Origin of the sequence: Viridibacillus arenosi (assembly GCF_001955655.1) — a bacterium.
Lineage (GTDB): Bacteria > Bacillota > Bacilli > Bacillales_A > Planococcaceae > Viridibacillus > Viridibacillus arenosi.
Map to the genome: position 1 here is coordinate 40,429 of NZ_MSPW01000007.1, position 18,524 is coordinate 58,952.

The 18,524-nt window shown below is 35.2% G+C and carries 15 protein-coding genes; all 15 read left to right on the forward strand.

All coding sequences use genetic code 11. From position 1 onward, the window contains the following. Positions 1–73: 73 nt before the first annotated feature. The 15 genes from BK137_RS13510 (at position 74) to BK137_RS13585 (ending at position 18,258) form a co-directional block, all read left to right on the forward strand. On the forward strand, positions 74–1,540 hold the full coding sequence (locus BK137_RS13510; RefSeq protein ID WP_038178811.1) for a peptidoglycan DD-metalloendopeptidase family protein: 1,467 nt from the start codon (positions 74–76) through the stop codon (positions 1,538–1,540). A 224-nt stretch (positions 1,541–1,764) separates the two neighbouring features. After that, entirely contained in the window at positions 1,765–2,475 is a 711-nt protein-coding gene (gene yycF, locus BK137_RS13515) for a response regulator YycF (RefSeq protein ID WP_038178813.1), read from the forward strand. 5 nt (positions 2,476–2,480) lie between these two features. Beyond that, the gene (gene walK / locus BK137_RS13520; protein WP_038178815.1) at positions 2,481–4,304 is read left to right on the forward strand and encodes a cell wall metabolism sensor histidine kinase WalK; all 1,824 of its coding nucleotides are present in this window, start codon (positions 2,481–2,483) and stop codon (positions 4,302–4,304) included. Continuing rightward, positions 4,295–5,659, forward strand: coding sequence for a YycH family regulatory protein (locus BK137_RS13525; RefSeq protein ID WP_038178817.1), 1,365 nt, complete (start codon positions 4,295–4,297; stop codon positions 5,657–5,659). Before walK ends, BK137_RS13525 begins: the two co-directional genes overlap by 10 nt. Beyond that, a complete protein-coding gene (locus BK137_RS13530) occupies positions 5,646–6,482 on the forward strand; it encodes a two-component system regulatory protein YycI (protein ID WP_038178819.1) in 837 nt (278 codons plus the stop codon). The genes BK137_RS13525 and BK137_RS13530 overlap by 14 nt, the downstream gene beginning before the upstream one ends. A gap of 12 nt (positions 6,483–6,494) precedes the next feature. After that, the gene (locus tag BK137_RS13535; protein ID WP_038178828.1) at positions 6,495–7,283 is read left to right on the forward strand and encodes an MBL fold metallo-hydrolase; all 789 of its coding nucleotides are present in this window, start codon (positions 6,495–6,497) and stop codon (positions 7,281–7,283) included. A 177-nt stretch (positions 7,284–7,460) separates the two neighbouring features. Beyond that, on the forward strand, positions 7,461–8,678 hold the full coding sequence (locus BK137_RS13540; RefSeq protein ID WP_038178830.1) for a S1C family serine protease: 1,218 nt from the start codon (positions 7,461–7,463) through the stop codon (positions 8,676–8,678). A 167-nt stretch (positions 8,679–8,845) separates the two neighbouring features. Next, entirely contained in the window at positions 8,846–9,010 is a 165-nt protein-coding gene (locus BK137_RS13545; RefSeq protein WP_038178832.1) for a CxxH/CxxC protein, read from the forward strand. A gap of 90 nt (positions 9,011–9,100) precedes the next feature. Next, the gene (gene rlmH, locus BK137_RS13550; protein WP_038178833.1) at positions 9,101–9,580 is read left to right on the forward strand and encodes a 23S rRNA (pseudouridine(1915)-N(3))-methyltransferase RlmH; all 480 of its coding nucleotides are present in this window, start codon (positions 9,101–9,103) and stop codon (positions 9,578–9,580) included. A 984-nt stretch (positions 9,581–10,564) separates the two neighbouring features. Continuing rightward, positions 10,565–12,616, forward strand: a complete 2,052-nt coding sequence (locus BK137_RS13555) for a GAF domain-containing sensor histidine kinase (RefSeq protein ID WP_038178835.1) — start codon at positions 10,565–10,567, stop codon at positions 12,614–12,616. 231 nt (positions 12,617–12,847) lie between these two features. After that, positions 12,848–13,345, forward strand: a complete 498-nt coding sequence (locus BK137_RS13560; RefSeq protein WP_038178837.1) for an LURP-one-related/scramblase family protein — start codon at positions 12,848–12,850, stop codon at positions 13,343–13,345. Between the two features lie 356 nt (positions 13,346–13,701). Further along, positions 13,702–14,382: a Dph6-related ATP pyrophosphatase gene (locus tag BK137_RS13565; protein WP_038178839.1), complete on the forward strand. Its 681-nt coding sequence runs from the start codon at positions 13,702–13,704 to the stop codon at positions 14,380–14,382. 277 nt (positions 14,383–14,659) lie between these two features. Continuing rightward, the gene (locus tag BK137_RS13570; RefSeq protein WP_051448539.1) at positions 14,660–15,292 is read left to right on the forward strand and encodes a hypothetical protein; all 633 of its coding nucleotides are present in this window, start codon (positions 14,660–14,662) and stop codon (positions 15,290–15,292) included. Positions 15,293–15,607: 315 nt separating this feature from the next. Further along, positions 15,608–15,883 carry a hypothetical protein gene (locus BK137_RS13575; RefSeq protein WP_038178842.1) on the forward strand — a complete coding sequence of 92 codons (276 nt, stop codon included), beginning with the start codon at positions 15,608–15,610 and terminating at the stop codon, positions 15,881–15,883. 872 nt (positions 15,884–16,755) lie between these two features. Beyond that, positions 16,756–18,258, forward strand: a complete 1,503-nt coding sequence (locus tag BK137_RS13585; protein ID WP_038178848.1) for a malate:quinone oxidoreductase — start codon at positions 16,756–16,758, stop codon at positions 18,256–18,258. Positions 18,259–18,524: the final 266 nt, after the last annotated feature.

An 18,524-nucleotide genomic window follows, 5' to 3' on the forward strand; every position in this document is an offset into this window, starting at 1 on the left:
TAGAGAGGCTTGATTTCGACATAACTCTTGTAAATAATAATTGATTTTTATCAAAAAACGAAAGGAGCTTATCATGCGTTTGAATCGGAATGGTAGTGAGAACTCCATATTTTCTAAACGAAACCGCCAATCAATAGCAATGAAAGTAGCAACTATCGCAATATTCCTCGTGTCATTAGTAGGATTGAATAATGGTTATGTAAATGCTCAGAAAGACAATCAATTGCATAAAATTTATCATATATACATTAAGAATCAATACATGGGAGCAGTATCTAATGAAAAGTTGATTGATAAACATATTGAAGATAAGGTGAAAAAGGCTAGCACCCAATACGAAGATCTCTCGCTTAATGCTACACCAGATTTATCCGTTATATCAGAGCAAGTTTTCCAAGAGGATACAAATGACGAAGATACTTTAAAAAAGCTAGACGATGCTTTAAAAATTAAAGCTTCAGCATTTGCCTTACTTATCGATGGTAAAGTGGCTACCTATGTCAAAGACATCGATGCATATGATGAAACAATTCGTCAGCTTAAATTACAGTATGTTTCAGCCGAAGAGCTTAAGTCATTGGATGCTATGGAAAATAATCATAAAACTTTACCACCATTAAAGAAAAATGAAACACGTATTGTGGATATTTCTATCAAACAATCAGTAGCTGGTATGACTCAGTATACAGATCCAGCTAATGTATTAACTACAAAGGAAGCTGTTAAATTACTAACAAAAGGCAAGCTTCAAGAGAAATCTTATACCGTTAAAAAAGGTGATACACTTAGTAGTATTGCAGCTAAATATAAACTTTCAACTTCTAAGCTTTTGAAACTCAATGAAAATTTAACAGATGAAAAATCTCTAACAATTGGACATACCATAAAAGTAGCAGAGTTGGAGCCTTGGATTAATATCGAACTAACAAAAGAATCCATAAAGTCTGAGAAAATAGAGCACAAAACAATTATTAAAAAAGATAAAACAATGCTAACAAGTGAAAAAGAAGTAAAACAAAAGGGCGAGGACGGTAAAAAGTTAGTAAGGCATGTAATAACTGAAATAGATGGTGAGCCTGCTTTAGAAAAAGTAACAACACAATCTGTTACGAAGGAAGCAGAAACACGTGTAATCGTGAAGGGAACAAAAGAAGTACCTTCACGTGGGAGCGGAAGCTTTGAATGGCCAGCAGAAGGTGGCTACATTTCAAGTGAGATGGGCTATCGTTGGGGCGAATTACATCGAGGACTTGATATTGCTAGACCAGATGGTTTCACAATTAAAGCAGCTGATAACGGTGAAGTCACATTTGCAGGTGTGGATGGATCTTACGGCAATAAGGTAACAATTGACCATAATAATGGCTTTCAAACAGTCTATGGGCACTTGGCATCGATTGATGTGGAAGTTGGACAAGTTGTAGCGCAAGGGTCAAAATTAGGGGTCATGGGTACAACAGGTAATTCAACAGGTGTACACTTACATTTCGAAGTGTCTAAAAATGGAAAATTACTAAACCCGTTAAATGTATTAAAATAAAATAGAACGTTACAGTCCATTATCCAAGTGGACTGTTTTTTTACATAGAATGCTTTGTAAAATGGGTTAAGAATAACATTATTCCCGGGGAAATATTAATATACCTTGAATTCCAAAAGATGCACTGAAGGCTAAAGCATGATAGAGTTAAAGATGTGGAATATACGAAAACTAACGTTAATTGACAATATAAATCCAATTCATATATGAAGGGAAGTATAAATGTGGACAAGACAATTTTAGTTGTAGATGATGAAAAACCGATTGCAGATATACTACAATTTAATTTAATAAAAGAGGGCTACAAAGTTGTTTGTGCCTATGATGGTGATGAAGCACTTGAGAAAGTGGAAGAAATAAAACCAGATTTAATGCTTCTGGATATCATGTTACCAAAAAGAGATGGCATAGAAGTATGCCGTGAAGTACGAAAGAAATATGATATACCTATTATTATGTTAACAGCAAAAGACTCCGAAATTGATAAAGTATTAGGTTTAGAATTAGGAGCAGACGATTATGTGACTAAACCATTTAGTACACGCGAATTAATCGCCCGTGTAAAAGCGAATATGCGTCGACATCAATCAACTATAGCAACAGAAGAGCAAGAAGAAACTTCAAGTGATATCGTAGTTGGCTCGCTTGTCATTCAACCAGAAGCGTATCTAGTATTAAAACGCGATGAAGCAATTGAACTTACACATCGTGAATTTGAATTACTACATTATCTAGCAAAACATATTGGTCAAGTTATGACGCGTGAGCATTTATTACAAACGGTATGGGGCTATGACTATTTTGGGGATGTCCGTACAGTGGATGTAACAATCCGCCGCTTACGTGAGAAGATTGAAGACAATCCAAGTCATCCAGCATGGATCGTGACGCGCCGTGGCGTAGGATATTACTTAAGAAATCCTGAACAGGAGTAAAATACATGCAGAAAGTCCGTTTTTTTAAATCCGTTCACGTAAAGCTAGTACTTATTTACGTGTTATTAATTTTAATAGCTATGCAAATTATAGGATTCTACTTCGTACGGGAATTGGAACAAACATTAAAAGATAACTTTAAAACATCTGTTGACGACCGTTTAAAGCTAGTGACATTTAGTGTTAAAGAGGAACTTTTAAAAGAAAGACCAGAAACTGATCCTAGCTTGGAGCAAAGCTTGAAAACGGTATTAGGCGGAATATCTTCTGGAGATATAAGTGAAATTCAAGTTATCAATGCTAGCTATCGGATTTTAGCTACATCTGATGCGAGTAATCAGTCCATCGTTGGACAGCGTGCGACGGATAAATTAGTGCGCCAATCAATAGCTACTCCAACTCGTTCAGAAAAAATCGCATTAGATGATCAAACTAAAACACGTGTATGGTTAGTAGCGACGCCTATTACTTCCAATGGTAAGGTCATTGGAACCGTTTATTTAAAATCGAATATTGAAAGTGTTTTTGGACAGATGAATGAGATTAATCGCATTTTGGCTGGAGGTACAGCACTTGCCTTAGCCATTACAGTTATACTTGGTATTTTCATCGCAAAAACAATTACAAAACCAATATCAGATATGAGAAAGCAAGCCCAAGCAATGGCTAAAGGAAATTATTCGCGCAAAGTACGCGTTTATGGCAATGATGAAATTGGCCAACTTGCAATAGCCTTTAATCATTTAACAAATAGGCTTCAGGAAGCGCAATCCACAACAGAGGGTGAACGAAGAAAGCTAGCATCCGTTCTAGCTAATATGACAGATGGTGTAATTGCGACTGATCGAAAGGGCCGTATTATACTAATCAATACACCTGCTCAACAGCTTTTAAATAGTGAAAACGATGAATTAATGGGACGCCCACTTATTTCCGTTTTAGGGTTAGAAGAAGAATATACTTTTGAAGATCTAATCCATATGAAAGATGCTGTGAATCTAGATTTTAGTTCACCAGAACGACCTTATATTTGGCGGGCGAATTTCTCTGTTATTCAAAAAGAAACTGGTTTTGTAAATGGTCTGATTACAGTTCTGCATGATATAACTGAACAAGAGAAGATAGAAATGGAGCGCCGTGAATTCGTATCTAACGTTTCGCATGAACTTCGTACGCCATTAACAACAATGCGTAGTTACTTAGAAGCATTAGCGGATGGTGCATGGCGAGATGAAAATATCGCGCCTACTTTTCTAAATGTTACCCAAACAGAAACAGAGCGAATGATTCGTCTTGTAAATGATCTATTACAATTATCTCGTATGGATAGTAGAGAATATGAGTTAAATGCAGATATCGTAGATTTCAATAAATTTTTTGATCGAATTATTGATCGCTTTGAAATGTCTAAATCAAAAAACGTAGAATTCCAACGACACATCTCTGATATACCATGCTATGTAGAATTAGATACTGATAAAATTACACAAGTCATTGATAATATTATTTCGAATGCATTAAAATATTCGCCAGATGGTGGTAATATTCGCTTTGGAGTAACAGCACAAGAAGGAATTTTAAAAGTCATGATTTCCGATGATGGTATGGGAATACCGAAAGAAAATGTTGAGCGTATCTTTGATCGTTTTTATCGTGTAGACCGTGCTAGAGCCCGTTCTATGGGGGGCACTGGCCTCGGCTTAGCAATTTCTAGAGAGATGATTCATGCTCATGGTGGTAAAATTTGGGCAGAAAGTGAAGAGGGGAATGGTACAACGATCTTCTTCACATTGCCGTACGAATTAGATGAGGCAGGTGAATGGGATTGAAGTATGTTGAGCAAACAAAGTCTATCGCTCTATTCGTCCTTGTCTTTTTGAGTATTACACTTACATTTTCTATTTGGACTTACAAACCAAACTATGAAACAATTGGAACTACGAAAGTCTTTGATATTTCAATTGGAAAACAGCGTCAAATGTCAGATATCATTAAGCCCTATCGTATGCTTTTTCATATGAGTGAAAAATGGAAAGGCACAAATGAAAATACTAAAATGGATCCTATTTTAAGTGAAATGAAAAACTGGGAACTTTCTGATTTGACACTTGTAAGTAATAATTTAGATGATAAAAAGCTCAATGAATTAATAGGTATGAATAATCGTATGACTTTGTTTTATACAGATGAAATACCTTTCCCTGTATTCTTCCAAAACCTATTACCCACACAGAATAAAAAATTAACGGAAGCATCATTCAATCGCATGATTATTGATTGGAATAAGTTAAACAATAGTAGCATGTCTAATAATGAGCTTATTGTTTTTTTTGCTAATTCAAAAAACAATAAATTGTATAAAGCTAAAGTAAAAGTTCAAAGTGAAAAACACTTCCAGACTAATGTAGTACAAGTGGCAAAAAGCTTCGCAAATTATCTTGAAATTGAACGTGAGGGAGCAAAGAGTTTCTATTTGCCGGCAAAAGCTATTAGCATTCCTAAATACACGTATATAATTGAATCAGATCCTGTTTATAACTATAAAAATGCGCTTTTCTCTAATCCTAATATAGTGAAACGTAGTCCAGATGAAGCAACTGGCACAGAAAAGTACACAGATGACAAATCACTAATGACTATTGATGTTACAAAGAAAACGCTCAATTTCGTTAATACATCCATAGTAGAAAACAAAGAAAAGGCGTTAGAGTCAGATCTTATTTTGAATACATTTAGTTTTATTAATGAACATGGTGGCTGGACTGGCGACTTCCGGTATAGTGAAGTAGATTACGGGAATCAGAAGGTTACTTATCAAATGTATTTAGAAGATCAGCCAGTCTTTAGTGACCGATCAGTTACTTTAACGGAAATTTCGACTTATTGGGATTGGGGTAACGACCGCATCTCGAAGTATTATCGTCCATACTACCAGCCGGTTCCTATTCCTTTAGTAAGGAATGATGGTAAGTTAATATCTGGACCAGAGGCAATAGAGAAACTAAAGGATAGAAAAGATATTAACTATGAAGATATTGAGGAAATTCGGTCAGGTTTTTATTTAACGAAAAATGCTAATCCAAATTTATTCACACTGGAGCCAATGTGGTTCTATAGTATCAATGGTAAGTGGGAACATTTATCGCCTGTTATTGCGGGAGGTGGCCAAATTGGATTGGAGTAAAACGAAAACAATCTTCATCATTGTATTTTCATTACTAAACGTTTTTCTTTATTCACTTTATGTCAATCGATACAATGAGGACCAAGATGTTGAAAAAGTTGGCGAAGCATCGTTAGAAGAGCGCTTAGAGGATGAGAATATTACGGTTAAAGGCCTACCTGCTAAAAATGAAAAAATTTCGTATATATCTGGTCAAATCAAGCACTTTAAACCTGCTGACTCCAAGAAATTTGATAATCAGCATTATGACATGACTAATGGTTCTATGCGGACTGTAAAATTTGAAAAACCAATATTACTCAGAAACATTAAAGATGCCACGAGTTTTGCAGAATTCATGCAAAAGTATGTGTATGAGGGAGAAACGTATAAACTTTGGCGTATAGATGAAGAAAAAAGAGAGGCAACCTTTTTCCAACAAATTGACAATCGCGTAATCTATTTTAATGAAAATGCGAGGATAACATTGCATTGGAATAAAGACTTAGCAGTGACAGGTTATGAACAAACGATGTTTGAATCACTAGATGCATTTGGTGAGAAAAGTAAGGGTTTCACTGCTAGTGAAGCAATTAAAGTACTATATGAAAAAGGTCTGTTAAAGCAAGATTCGAATATTAATAAACCACAGCTTGGCTATTATACATTTGCTCCTTTAATAGAAACTCAAGTTCTTGCGCCAACATGGCATATCCGTGTTGATTTTGCGGATGGTGACGAAGCAGATTATTTTGTTAATGCGGTAGATGGTCAAGTTATCGATATTCAAGCAATAGAAAATGATAAAGAATTAAATAGCAATAAAGAAGTAGAAAGTGAATAAGGAGTCTTTACTATGCAGTTCAGTGTATTAGCAAGTGGTAGTACAGGTAATGCTATTTATGTAGAAAATGAGGACCATGCATTTATTGTAGATGCAGGTCTAACTGGCAAGAAAATGGAGCAGCTTTTTGCAAAAGTTGATCGCGATATAAAAAAACTAAGCGGTATTTTTGTAACGCATGAACATATTGATCATATAAGAGGCGTGGGCGTTTTAGCACGTAAATATCATGTTCCAGTTTACGCCAACGCTAAAACATGGGCTGCAATGGATGACAAAGTTGGCAATATTCCACTAGAACAGCGCTTCCAATTTGATATGGAAACAGTACAATCATTCGGCTCATTAGATGTCGAATCATTTGCTGTTTCTCATGATGCTGCGGATCCTATGTTTTATACCTTCCATGAAAATGGTCGTAAACTTGTAGTTATTACGGATACAGGTTATGTCAGTGATCGAATGAAAGGGATTATCCAGGGTGCTGATTCCTTTGTTTTTGAAAGTAATCATGATGTAAGTATGCTACAAATGGGGAGTTATCCTTGGTCTACAAAGCGCCGTATACTAAGTGATGTTGGACATGTATCAAATGAAGATGCTGCTGTTGCTATGAGCGAAGTTGTAGAACAAAAACCAACACGTATTTATCTTTCCCATTTGAGTAAAGATAATAATATGAAAGATTTGGCTCGTATGAGTGTATCTCAAACGTTGCAATCATGTGGAATTATGCCAGGCGAATTTGTTACGTTATTAGATACCGATGCAGACGAACCTACTAAAGTTGTAACAGTATAGTGATTTTAACCTCTCTTAAAAAGGGAGGTTTTTTTATGCACTTATAGGGAAATATATGCTACGAAGATGAAAAATAAAGTAAAAAATTTTGAACTGATTTTTAATCCATTTTCATCTGATTTTAATCTTCGAAAGATATAGTATAACTATCAGGTAAACAACGGAGGGATGATACGTATGGGATATTACGATAACATTAACGGAGAAGATAGAAGTCGTTCTAAAAAACGAAGTAGCAGAGCAGGCTATTTTTTTAGTGGTCTAATTGGTGTTATTATTGGTGCTTTACTTGTTTGGCTGCTGATGCCATCGATGGTAGATCGTTTACCAAATGGTTCAGGAAGTTCGGGAGCCATAGGTACAAGCAATAACACAACGAAGCAAGTGACAACTGAGGTAACAACAGATGTTACAGGAGCAGTTGAAAAAGTTGCAGGAGCGGTTGTCGGTATTACAAATATCCAAGAATCTGCACAAGATTTTTGGAGCCAAGCTGAACCAACTACCCAAGAAGCCGGAAGTGGTTCAGGAGTCATCTATAAAAAAGATGGTGACACAGCGTATATTGTAACAAATAATCATGTTGTTGAAGGCGCAAAACAATTAGAAGTAACATTAGCAGATGGTTCTAAAGCAGAAGCAAAACTAATCGGTAGTGACGTTTGGACAGATTTAGCAGTCATTTCAATTTCAAGTAAGAAGGTTAACACAGTTGCTACATTTGGTAACTCTGAGGTTTTAAAACAAGGAGAGACAGTTATTGCAATTGGTAACCCATTAGGTCTTGATTTTTCAGGTTCTGTTACAACAGGGGTTGTTTCGGGTAAGGATCGTACAGTACCAGTGGATTTAAACTCTGATGGTGAGCCAGATTGGCAAGCAGAGGTATTACAAACAGATGCAGCTATTAACCCAGGTAACAGTGGTGGTGCACTTGTAAACCTTGCAGGTGAAGTGATAGGCATAAACTCAATGAAAATTTCGGAATCCACTGTTGAAGGTTTAGGATTTGCAATTCCTATTAACTCAGCAATTCCTGTTATCAATGAATTACAAAAATCAGGTAAAGTAGAAAGACCATCAATGGGCGTATCATTAATCGATCTAACAAATGTACCTGCATTCCATCAAACTCGTACATTAAAATTACCTGCTGAAATAACTGAAGGTATTGTTATTAGTAGCGTCGTTAAAAATTCATCAGCCGAAAAAGCAGGTTTAGAACAATATGATGTCATTGTTGAAATTGATGGCCAAAAAGTAGACAATTCAATTGATCTTCGAAAACATTTATACAATGAAAAAAAGGTCGGCGATAAATTAAAAGTTAAAGCATACAGAGGTGGGGAAATAATTGAGAAGGAACTAACTTTAACGAATAGTCCAACAAGTTAATCTTGTGGATAATGGAAATTAATTACTAACGTATCAACAGGCGAGTAGGAAACGTGAAGACACGACTTTCCTACTCGCTTTTCCTTTGCTACAATAGACTGTGGATAACATTGACCGAATTGTGTATAAGTTTGCGGAAATTTTGAAAATTGAAAGGATGAAATATTTTGAAAATATACAGCTGTGAAACGCATATAGGACACGCTTTAGACATGTTCGTGGCAGAACAAAAAGAGGTTCCGTTATTTGAAATGGCGACAGAGGAAGAAAAGTTATCCACAAGTTGTACTTATTGTGAAGAGGCAGCAACATATGTTGTGGCGAACGAATGAACGCACACAAGATATTGATGTAGCTTGTGGATATGTGTATAACTTCTGTGGATAACGTGTTTGTAAATTAAATGTGAAGGTGGATAACTTGTGAATATAGCGATTATTACCGTTGGGAAATTAAAAGAAAAATACTTAAAGATGGGGATTGAGGAGTATGTCAAGCGCCTTGGCGCCTATGCAAAAATCGATCTTATTGAAGTCCCAGACGAAAAAGCACCCGAACAATTAAGCGAAGCTGAAATGGAAATTGTTAAGAAAAAAGAAGGCGAACGCATTTTAGCTAAAATTTCACCTGACACTCACGTCATCGCTCTTGCTATCAACGGTAAAATGAAAACATCCGAAGAAATGTCCAAAGACATCGAATCACTTATGACATATGGTAAAAGTAAAATTACTTTCGTCATCGGTGGCTCGCTTGGATTACATGACGATGTTCTGAAGCGCGCAAACGAAAAGCAATCATTCGGTAAAATGACATTACCTCATCAGTTGATGAAATTAGTGTTGGTAGAACAGATATATAGAAGTTTTAGGATTATGAAGGGTGAACCGTATCATAAGTAAGTGCGGTTTTAGAAGGGGATTTCTCTTAAGTCATTTAGTGACTGAGAGATGATCTCCTTTATTCATGTATTGATTTCCGTTTCAGACGGACGCGTTCCGCGGGCATGGCTTCAGTCTCCTCATCGCTTCGCTCCTGCGGGGCCTTCAGCTCATGCTATTCCCGCTGGAGCCGCCGTCTTCCACTACAATCCATCACCAACTAAAAATAGTGATTCACTAAAAAGTATACCTGTTTCCATTTAAGAATTTGTTGGACAGTCCTTTTTCTCCAAACTGAGTATAAGCATAAAATGGGAATGGAGTGGATTTATGAATCAAATGTTACTTTCATTTCTAAATCAGTTAGAAGAACATAGTATTTAGTATAAGTTAACGAAAATTCGATAGGCATGTTCAGATAAAATGAATGTGTTTATTTTTTATGGAATAAAAATTTTTGTAATGGAATACAAGTTCAATAGTTATAAGTGAGGGGGCAAAAGATAGGGACTTTGAGGAAATTTATCAAGCATATTTTCATGATGTATATTTATATATGAAATCATTATCGACAGATGAGATTTTTGAAGAGTGAACGTGTATTGGTGCGAATGTTAAATATTACCTCTGAAAGAGAACAAATGACAACAAAAATCGTGCGGAAAATGTAGCTCATGCAAACAGAATCAACAATCAGTTCTTATTCATTGGTATCATATGAATGGTCTGTTAAGTGGATAGAACCATTGAAGGTGACTGGCAATGGAAAAATATAAGGACCTAACAAAAGCGAATTGAAGTTATTAGAAGTCCTTATGGTCGTTCCTATCATCGGATCTAAACAGGCTAGCGCTACCACGGTGAACCGTATCATAAGTAATATAGGTTTTCCATGTATAATAGGATACAGATATAAAATTAAAAATAGTAAAATGATCTAGAACTAGACTGTTACCTAGAAATTATACTTTTAATTTTAGTAGGCTTTGATTGGAGAACATGTGAATGTTAAGTGAACAGACGAGATATTCTAGGCTCGCGAATATAACCAAAGTAATTAATACAAAGTTAGAACTACGTGAAGTTTTACAGCGTGTAACGCAGGCAATATCCGAGGAAATCGTGCAATGTAACTCGGTTGGTATTTATTTACCCGAAAAAGATGGCACATTTAGAGGATTTGTAGGAAAGCCAGAAGATATGAATGGCATAACACTCGATACACAGGTAATTGATATTGAAACAGACTTACTGGCCAAAGAAGTTATTGAAACTAAAAAAACCATCTATATCTCTGATACCTCAAAGGATAATCGGCCGGACCCGAGATCGGTAGAAGCCTTCAAAATTAAATCCTTATTAGCACTGCCTATCTCATATGAACAAGAGATATTTGGTTTAGTTTTTTTATTTGATTATGGAACGCCGATGAATTTAACAGAGTCTGAAATTCAAAGTGTTGAAGCATATGTGAATATGGCTGCAGTTGCAATTCAAAACGCAAATAATTTAAAGCAAAAGGAAAACCTTATTGCAGAAAAGCAGTTGTTACTCGATGTTACACGTGATTTATCGATGTGTTCCTCCGTGCAGAAAAGTCTTGATAAATGTTTTTACTACTTAGGAAAGATTTTAGATAGCAAAAAAAGTGCAGCCCACATCCTGGATCCGTTGGGGAAAAACACAATCACGTTCATGAAGTTAAATAAAGACTGTGATTGGACAGAAGCGAATTGGATGGAGAATCTTAAAAGCATAAGAATGAACCAAAGCTACGAAGCTATGATTCAACAGGTTATTAAAACAAAAAGTATAATTCTCACTCCAAATATAGATAGTATGAGTCTACTTATGATTCCACTGGTTTCAATGGGGGAAGTATTAGGGGTTATAACAGTTGTCAATTTAGGAGGGGAAACTTGTAATTACCATGAATCTCAAATTCAATTAGCAAAATCGATAGTCGATGCCACAGCCCCTACGTTTTCAAACTTGTTATATATGGACCAACTTGAAAATATGGTGGAAGAGCGAACAAGGGAATTAGCTACTGCTAATGAAAAGGTTACAAGTGTTATTGAAAGTATAACGGATGGATTCTTTGCATTGAACAAAGAGTGGGAATTTCTTTACATGAATAAACATCAATATTTGCCGCAAAGGAAAACGGCAAAAGATGTATTAGGCCAGAATATATGGGGAATTTTCCCGAAATGTGTAGACACGGTCATGTATAAGGAATTTCATCGTGCGATGTCAGAGCGAATAGCAGTACATTTCGAAATGACCTCAGCCTATGGTGATTATTGGTACGAAGTAGTTGCTTACCCGTATGATGAGGGAATCTGCTGCCTTTTAAAAAACATAACCGAAAAAAAGAAATATGACAAGGAACTGAATAGATTATCAAACCTAGACTTAATAGGTCAGATGGCAGCAGGTATTAGCCATGAGATTAGAAATCCCATGACAACAGTACGAGGATTTTTGCAGCTATTAATAAAAGAGAGCGAATTCGAAAAACATAATGATTACTTTAATGTAATGATCGAAGAACTTGACCGTGCCAATTCTATAATTACTGAATTTCTTTCTATAGGTAATACAAAGACATCCGATTTACAGATGTTAGATTTAAATTCTATTATTCGAGATATTACTCCTTTAATAAAGATAGATACATTTAATCAAAACAAAATTATTCAATTTAATCTGAAAGACATTCCAGATTTACTTTTAAATCGTAACGAAATACGACAATTGATAATAAATCTATACCGTAATGGCTTAGAAGCAATGAGCACAGGTAAGGTTTTATCCATCAGTACCTACAAAGGAGATGGAAATTGTGTAGTTCTTGCAGTACGGGATCAAGGAGAAGGTATCAGTCCTGCGATAGTAGAGAAAATGGGTACTCCATTTTACACGACCAAAGATAATGGCACTGGCTTAGGACTGGGCATATGCTATGCCATTGCTGCACGTCATAACGCAAAAATTGAAATTCAAACAGGATCTGAAGGAACTACTTTTTTTGTAAAATTTACTTGTATATGAAAAAGTGAAACTCTGCTTTAGTGTTGTTACGAAGAACCGTAGAGTTGAATAGATTAGCAAGATATGCAAACTACTTTACTTGCATATCTTTTTTGTTAAGAAGGTATTTACATATAATGCGCTGAATAAATAAATTTATAAGTCTAAATATTAAAAACCTATTTCTATAATTATTAACAGCTATGATGAAATCTGCGCTATATTGATATGCTATTTCGAAGGAGGTGTAGAATGAAGCAACTTTATATAAAGCAAAAGGTATTCAGTCTAAGTGGCAAATTTACGGTAAAGGATCAGCAGGAGAAGGATGTTTATTACGTAGAGGGTAGTTTTATGCAAATTCCAAAGACTTTCTCCATTATGAACACAAAAAGAGATGAAGTCGCGCTTATTACGAAAAAGGTGTTCAGCTTTTTACCGAAGTTTTTTGTTGAGGTAAATGGTCGAGAGGTGTTAACGATTAAGAAGGAGTTTTCTTTCTTTAAAGCACGCTATACGATTGATGCAGCAGACATTGAGATACATGGTAACTGGTGGGATATGGATTTTCAGGTCCTACAGCATGGTGTAGTCATCGGTAAAGTGAACAAGGAGTGGTTCACTTGGGGAGATAGCTATAAGGTTCAAATATTGAATGAGGAGATGGAGGCCATCATTATTGCGTTCGTTGTCGCAATTGATTGTGTGAAGGCTGACCATGCAGCCGCTTCCTCAGCAGCGACAATTTAATGTAGGGACGTACAATATAAAAAATTCCGACGGGTCTTCTTTAAAAATTCAAAATTAAAAATAACAGTTGAAATAACATCAATAAAGTGGGGAAATTACGAATGGTTTCCCTGCTTTTTAATATGGAGTTTTTAATGATACAGTTAATAATAGTTAATAAAATTATTTTCGAGGATAGATGTATAAATGTATGCGATGTTATAATTTTGGACTTAATAAATATAAAAAAGAAGGGAGAAGCTACTAGATAAAATCTCTAACAATAAATAGTCAGAGTAAAAATAATTCATAAAATATTGATAAATAGGTATTCAAAGTTATTTTTTGTATATATCTTGTGTAGTAGCGATAGAAAAATGAAAAAATGGATTGATGGTGCAAAAAATAAAAAGTTTATAGCATCATATAGTGGAGGGAAAGACAGTACTTTAGCATTATATAAAACTATGCAAGAAGGAACAGCCATAGGAATTATTGTAATGATGGAGGAAACTGGAGAAAGGTCAAGATCACATAGTCTTATTCCATCAGTGCTTAAAGCACAAGCAGAATCTATAAGACTTCCGCTTTACACAGGGGCTGCGACATGGGAAGGTTATGAAGGAGTATTTGTAAAGCTGCTAAAAGACGCGAAAGAATTAGGAGCAGAGGTGCTTGTAACAGGTGATATTGATGTACCAGAACAAGATTGTTGGCATGAAAGAGTTACAAGCAGTGTAGGGCTTGAACTTGGTATGCCACTTTGGCAAAAAAGCCATAAAGATGTAGTAGAGGAGTTTATACATTTAGGATTTGTAACAAAGGTAGTGACAGTTAATTTGAAAAAAGGAATGAAAGAAGAAGATCTTGGACGTGTACTTACTTTAGAATATATGAAAGAGTTAGAAGAAAGGGGTATCGACCCTTGTGGTGAAGCAGGAGAGTTCCATACTACAGTTATAAGTGGGCCACTTTTTAAACAAGATTTAAAGGTTAGAAATGGAGAAATTACGTCAAAAGGTGACTATATGTACCTAACATTAGAATTAGAAAATTAACATTTTGAAAATAACCTCCATTAAAGGTGCAACGGTGAACCGTATCATAAGTAAATGAGGGTTTATAAATGGCGTTTTTTATAATAATCTATAAAATTAATTTATGTAATATGATAAAAAGATTAGAATAAACGATTTTCTTAAATGAAAATCGTTTATTGCTGCTTTTTTATGTAAATCTTTGTCCCAATGTTTACTGTAAAACTTAATACATAATATTGTCTGATTAATATCATAGTATGTGAATAGAATGATATCAACATAAAAGAGGGATAATATGACGATAGTGCCTAAGCTGGCTTCAAAGTTACAACGTCGTGATGAAGAACCAAATATTGAACTAGCACAAGAATTAGTTAAGGATCATAATCTTGAAGGTATAAAAGAAGTAATACAAAACTTATCTAATAAGGATAAAGGAATTCAACAAGATTGTATTAAAGTAGCATATGAAATTGGAGAAGTTAAATCAGAGCTTATAAGTGAATTCGCTTTAACCTTTATAAATTTACTGAAAAGTAGAAATAACCGTTTAGTTTGGGGTGCAATGACAGTATTATCTACCATTGCAACAGTGTCATCTACGATTATGATGGAGCATCTTGAAACGATTTTTTCAACGATGAAAACTGGCTCCGTTATTACTGTTGATAAAGGGGTATTAACTTTAGCAAAGTTAGCATCCGCAAGCAAGGAAAACAATGAACGAATTTTTCCTTTTCTGCTTCATCATTTAGAAACTTGCAGATTTAAAGAACTCCCTCAACACGCTGAGAGTACTCTTATAGCTTCTAATAATGATAATAAAGAAGCATTTTTAACTGTGTTAAAGCGAAGAGAGAATGAACTTACAGCACCTCAATTAAAAAGAATTAAAAAAATTTATAAAGTACTAGGGCTGGATGAATAAAATGTAGAAGAACTATGATGAAAGAATTAAGAAAACCTCGTATTGATTTATAACGGAGAACTGTATCATAAGTAAATGAGGTTCTAATTTGTTTAACAAGTTTTTTCTAAAGTAATTATTTTGTATTTCATTTAAATATTTATTCTGACGATGTATCAACGGTTGAAGTTAGTATTACTCACCTGCAGTAAAGCTATGCCAAGACCTCAATTTAAATTACATCGGTATTCATTAGATTTACTCAGTGCATATTTTCTGAACATATTACAATACTAAGCATTGGATCACAATATGTTTGGAAAGGAATGTGGAACAATGGCTAAGCACTCGGATACAAGTTGGAAAAAGGATCATCCAAGTACTTTGTTAAGCAACTCTGTTCAAAAGGCGGATCGTGCAGTTAAGCAAGCGATGTCACACCCAGAGGAGATAGCGGTTGAGCATGCTTTCAATTCAATATCCCATGCAGAAAATGCACTCTTAAATGCAGAACAACGTCATGAGCATATGGATACAGTGGGACAAAATAAAGATCAGTTAGAGTTGATAAGACAGCAATTGGTCGAAGCCGATGAGATTGTAAAAGAGTAGCATTATAAGACAATAACCCCGTAGGTTAACAATACTTACGAGGGTTATTTTTCTGGAGTGAAGGTTAAGAAGAATTTGCGAAGTAGATACATTATTATTTTTCTTCAACATCTCTGAAAGTCGAGGTGAATTGATATGCTATTTATGCGGGTGTTTTTTCCACACATCCAATGTCTATTGAATTAGATGGTGTACTTAAGAATGTGAGCTTTGTTTATCTCACAGAAACAATTGCTAATTCACCTATGAGAAATCTGACCATAACTCAACTTAATTGCGCTGTACTAGTATATTTAGATACGAAGAATGTTCCCCTTTCTTTTATAGATATTCAGAAAAAAGTCATATTCGAGAGCTCTGATATTCCCACAGTTTTAGTTATTAAATAAATCTAAAATAATACATTGAACCTATTATATTACATCTTAAAAAAGTTATGTATCTGTTATCATTACTTATGAAAAAGCCTCTAGGTCGTACTTTGCAAAAGCTCTTCCCACGTTTTCTCTTTTGTTATAATTATTTTTACTAGATCAAATTCACCGTAATATACCGCATCCACCGAACGACTATCCGGCAAATGGATCTGGTAGGCTTCCGTTTGTTTAACTGAATTGATAATGGGTAAAGGCATTGCAAAAATTTAATTTTTGCAAGATGCTGAGTTAAGGACTTTTTACTGGCTTTTAAATAGCATATAACTATCAAATAGTAGTACATGTTTTAATTATTTCATAACTTTGATAGACTAGGATAGAATAATGATTAATATAGATAAGGTGTCTTCCTAGGTTGCGCCTTGTCTTGCTATGACGCCTAAGCATGAGCGCCTACATCTTTTTTGAAAATTTTAGGAGATAAGGAAGGTTAATATGAGCAACAGTCAGAATAAAACAGACGTTATCTTAATTGGTGCCGGAGTCATGAGTGCGACTTTGGGATCGTTACTGAAAGAATTAGCACCAGAATGGGAAATCAAAGTATTTGAGAAGCTCGCAGACGCGGGAGAGGAAAGCTCTAACGAATGGAATAATGCGGGAACAGGGCACGCTGCACTGTGCGAACTTAACTACACTTCCGAAAAATCGGATGGCTCTATTGATATTAGCAAAGCTATAAACGTTAATGAACAATTCCAACTTTCAAGACAATTTTGGTCTTATCTTGTAAAAAACAATCTAATTAGTAATCCACAAGACTTTATCATGCCATTACCTCATATGAGTATGGTACAAGGCGAAAAAAATGTAGAATTTTTAAAGAAACGTCATGAAACAATGACAAAAAATCCATTGTTCCAAGGTATGGAATTTTCTGATGATCCGGAAACATTGAAAAAATGGATTCCACTTATTATGCAAGACCGTCCAGTGAATGAAGCAATTGCGGCAACAAAAATGGACATTGGAACTGATGTCAACTTTGGTGCTTTAACGCGTATGATATTCGATAACTTAAAGACTCAAAATGTCGATATCAATTATAAACATAGTGTTGAAAGCATTAAGCGTACTAAAGATGGCTCATGGGAATTAAAAGTGCACGATATCGATGGCTGTAAAATGGAATACCATAAGGCGAAATTCGTATTCCTCGGAGCTGGCGGAGGAAGCCTGGAGTTACTGCAAAAAACAGGTATCCCTGAAGGTAAGCACATTGGTGGATTCCCAATCAGCGGTTTATTCTTGGTATGTAAAAACCAAGAAGTTGCTGAGCAACATCATGCAAAAGTATACGGAAAAGCTAAAGTTGGTGCTCCACCAATGTCTGTTCCGCATCTTGACACACGATATATTGATAACAAAAAATCATTGCTATTTGGACCGTTTGCCGGCTTCTCACCTAAGTTCTTAAAAACAGGTTCAAATATGGACTTAATAGCTTCTGTAAAACCGCATAATATTACAACATTATTGGCTGCAGGAGTTAAAGAGATGGGATTGACAAAATATCTGATCCAACAACTAATGTTATCGAAAGAACAGCGTATGGAAGAGTTACGTGAGTTTATACCGAACGCTAAGAGCGAGGATTGGGATATTGTAGTCGCTGGTCAACGTGTACAAGTTATTAAAGATACTGAAGCAGGTGGTAAAGGAACACTTCAATTTGGTACAGAAGTTGTAAGTGCAGCTGATGGTTCAATTGCTGCTTTACTAGGAGCTTCTCCGGGTGCTTCTACTGCTGTTCACGTCATGCTTGAGGTATTAAATAAATGCTTCCCGCAACATATTAAAGAGTGGGAACCAAAAATAAAAGAAATGATTCCTTCTTATGGCGTATCATTAGCGAATAACCCAGAGCTTTTCCAAGAAATTCATAATTCAACAGCGCAGGCACTTGGTCTAAGCGAGGACTTGCAGGATAATAATTAATTTTTGGATGTAGAAATAAAGATACTGAATGAAAGTAAAACATAAAACCTTTGATCAATCTTTGGATTAATCAAAGGTTCTTTTTTTTTAAAACTCGCCGTTAGATAGGTTACTCTTGATGGGGTCATCAGTAATTGAGTTCATTTCAATTTGCAATTTGAAGTTTAATGAAAAATAAAAGAAGGAGAATTGTTGATATATAGCATTCTCCCCCTTTTTATGAAATTGAAAATAATGTTTTTAAGAATCCATTTATATTGTTCTGT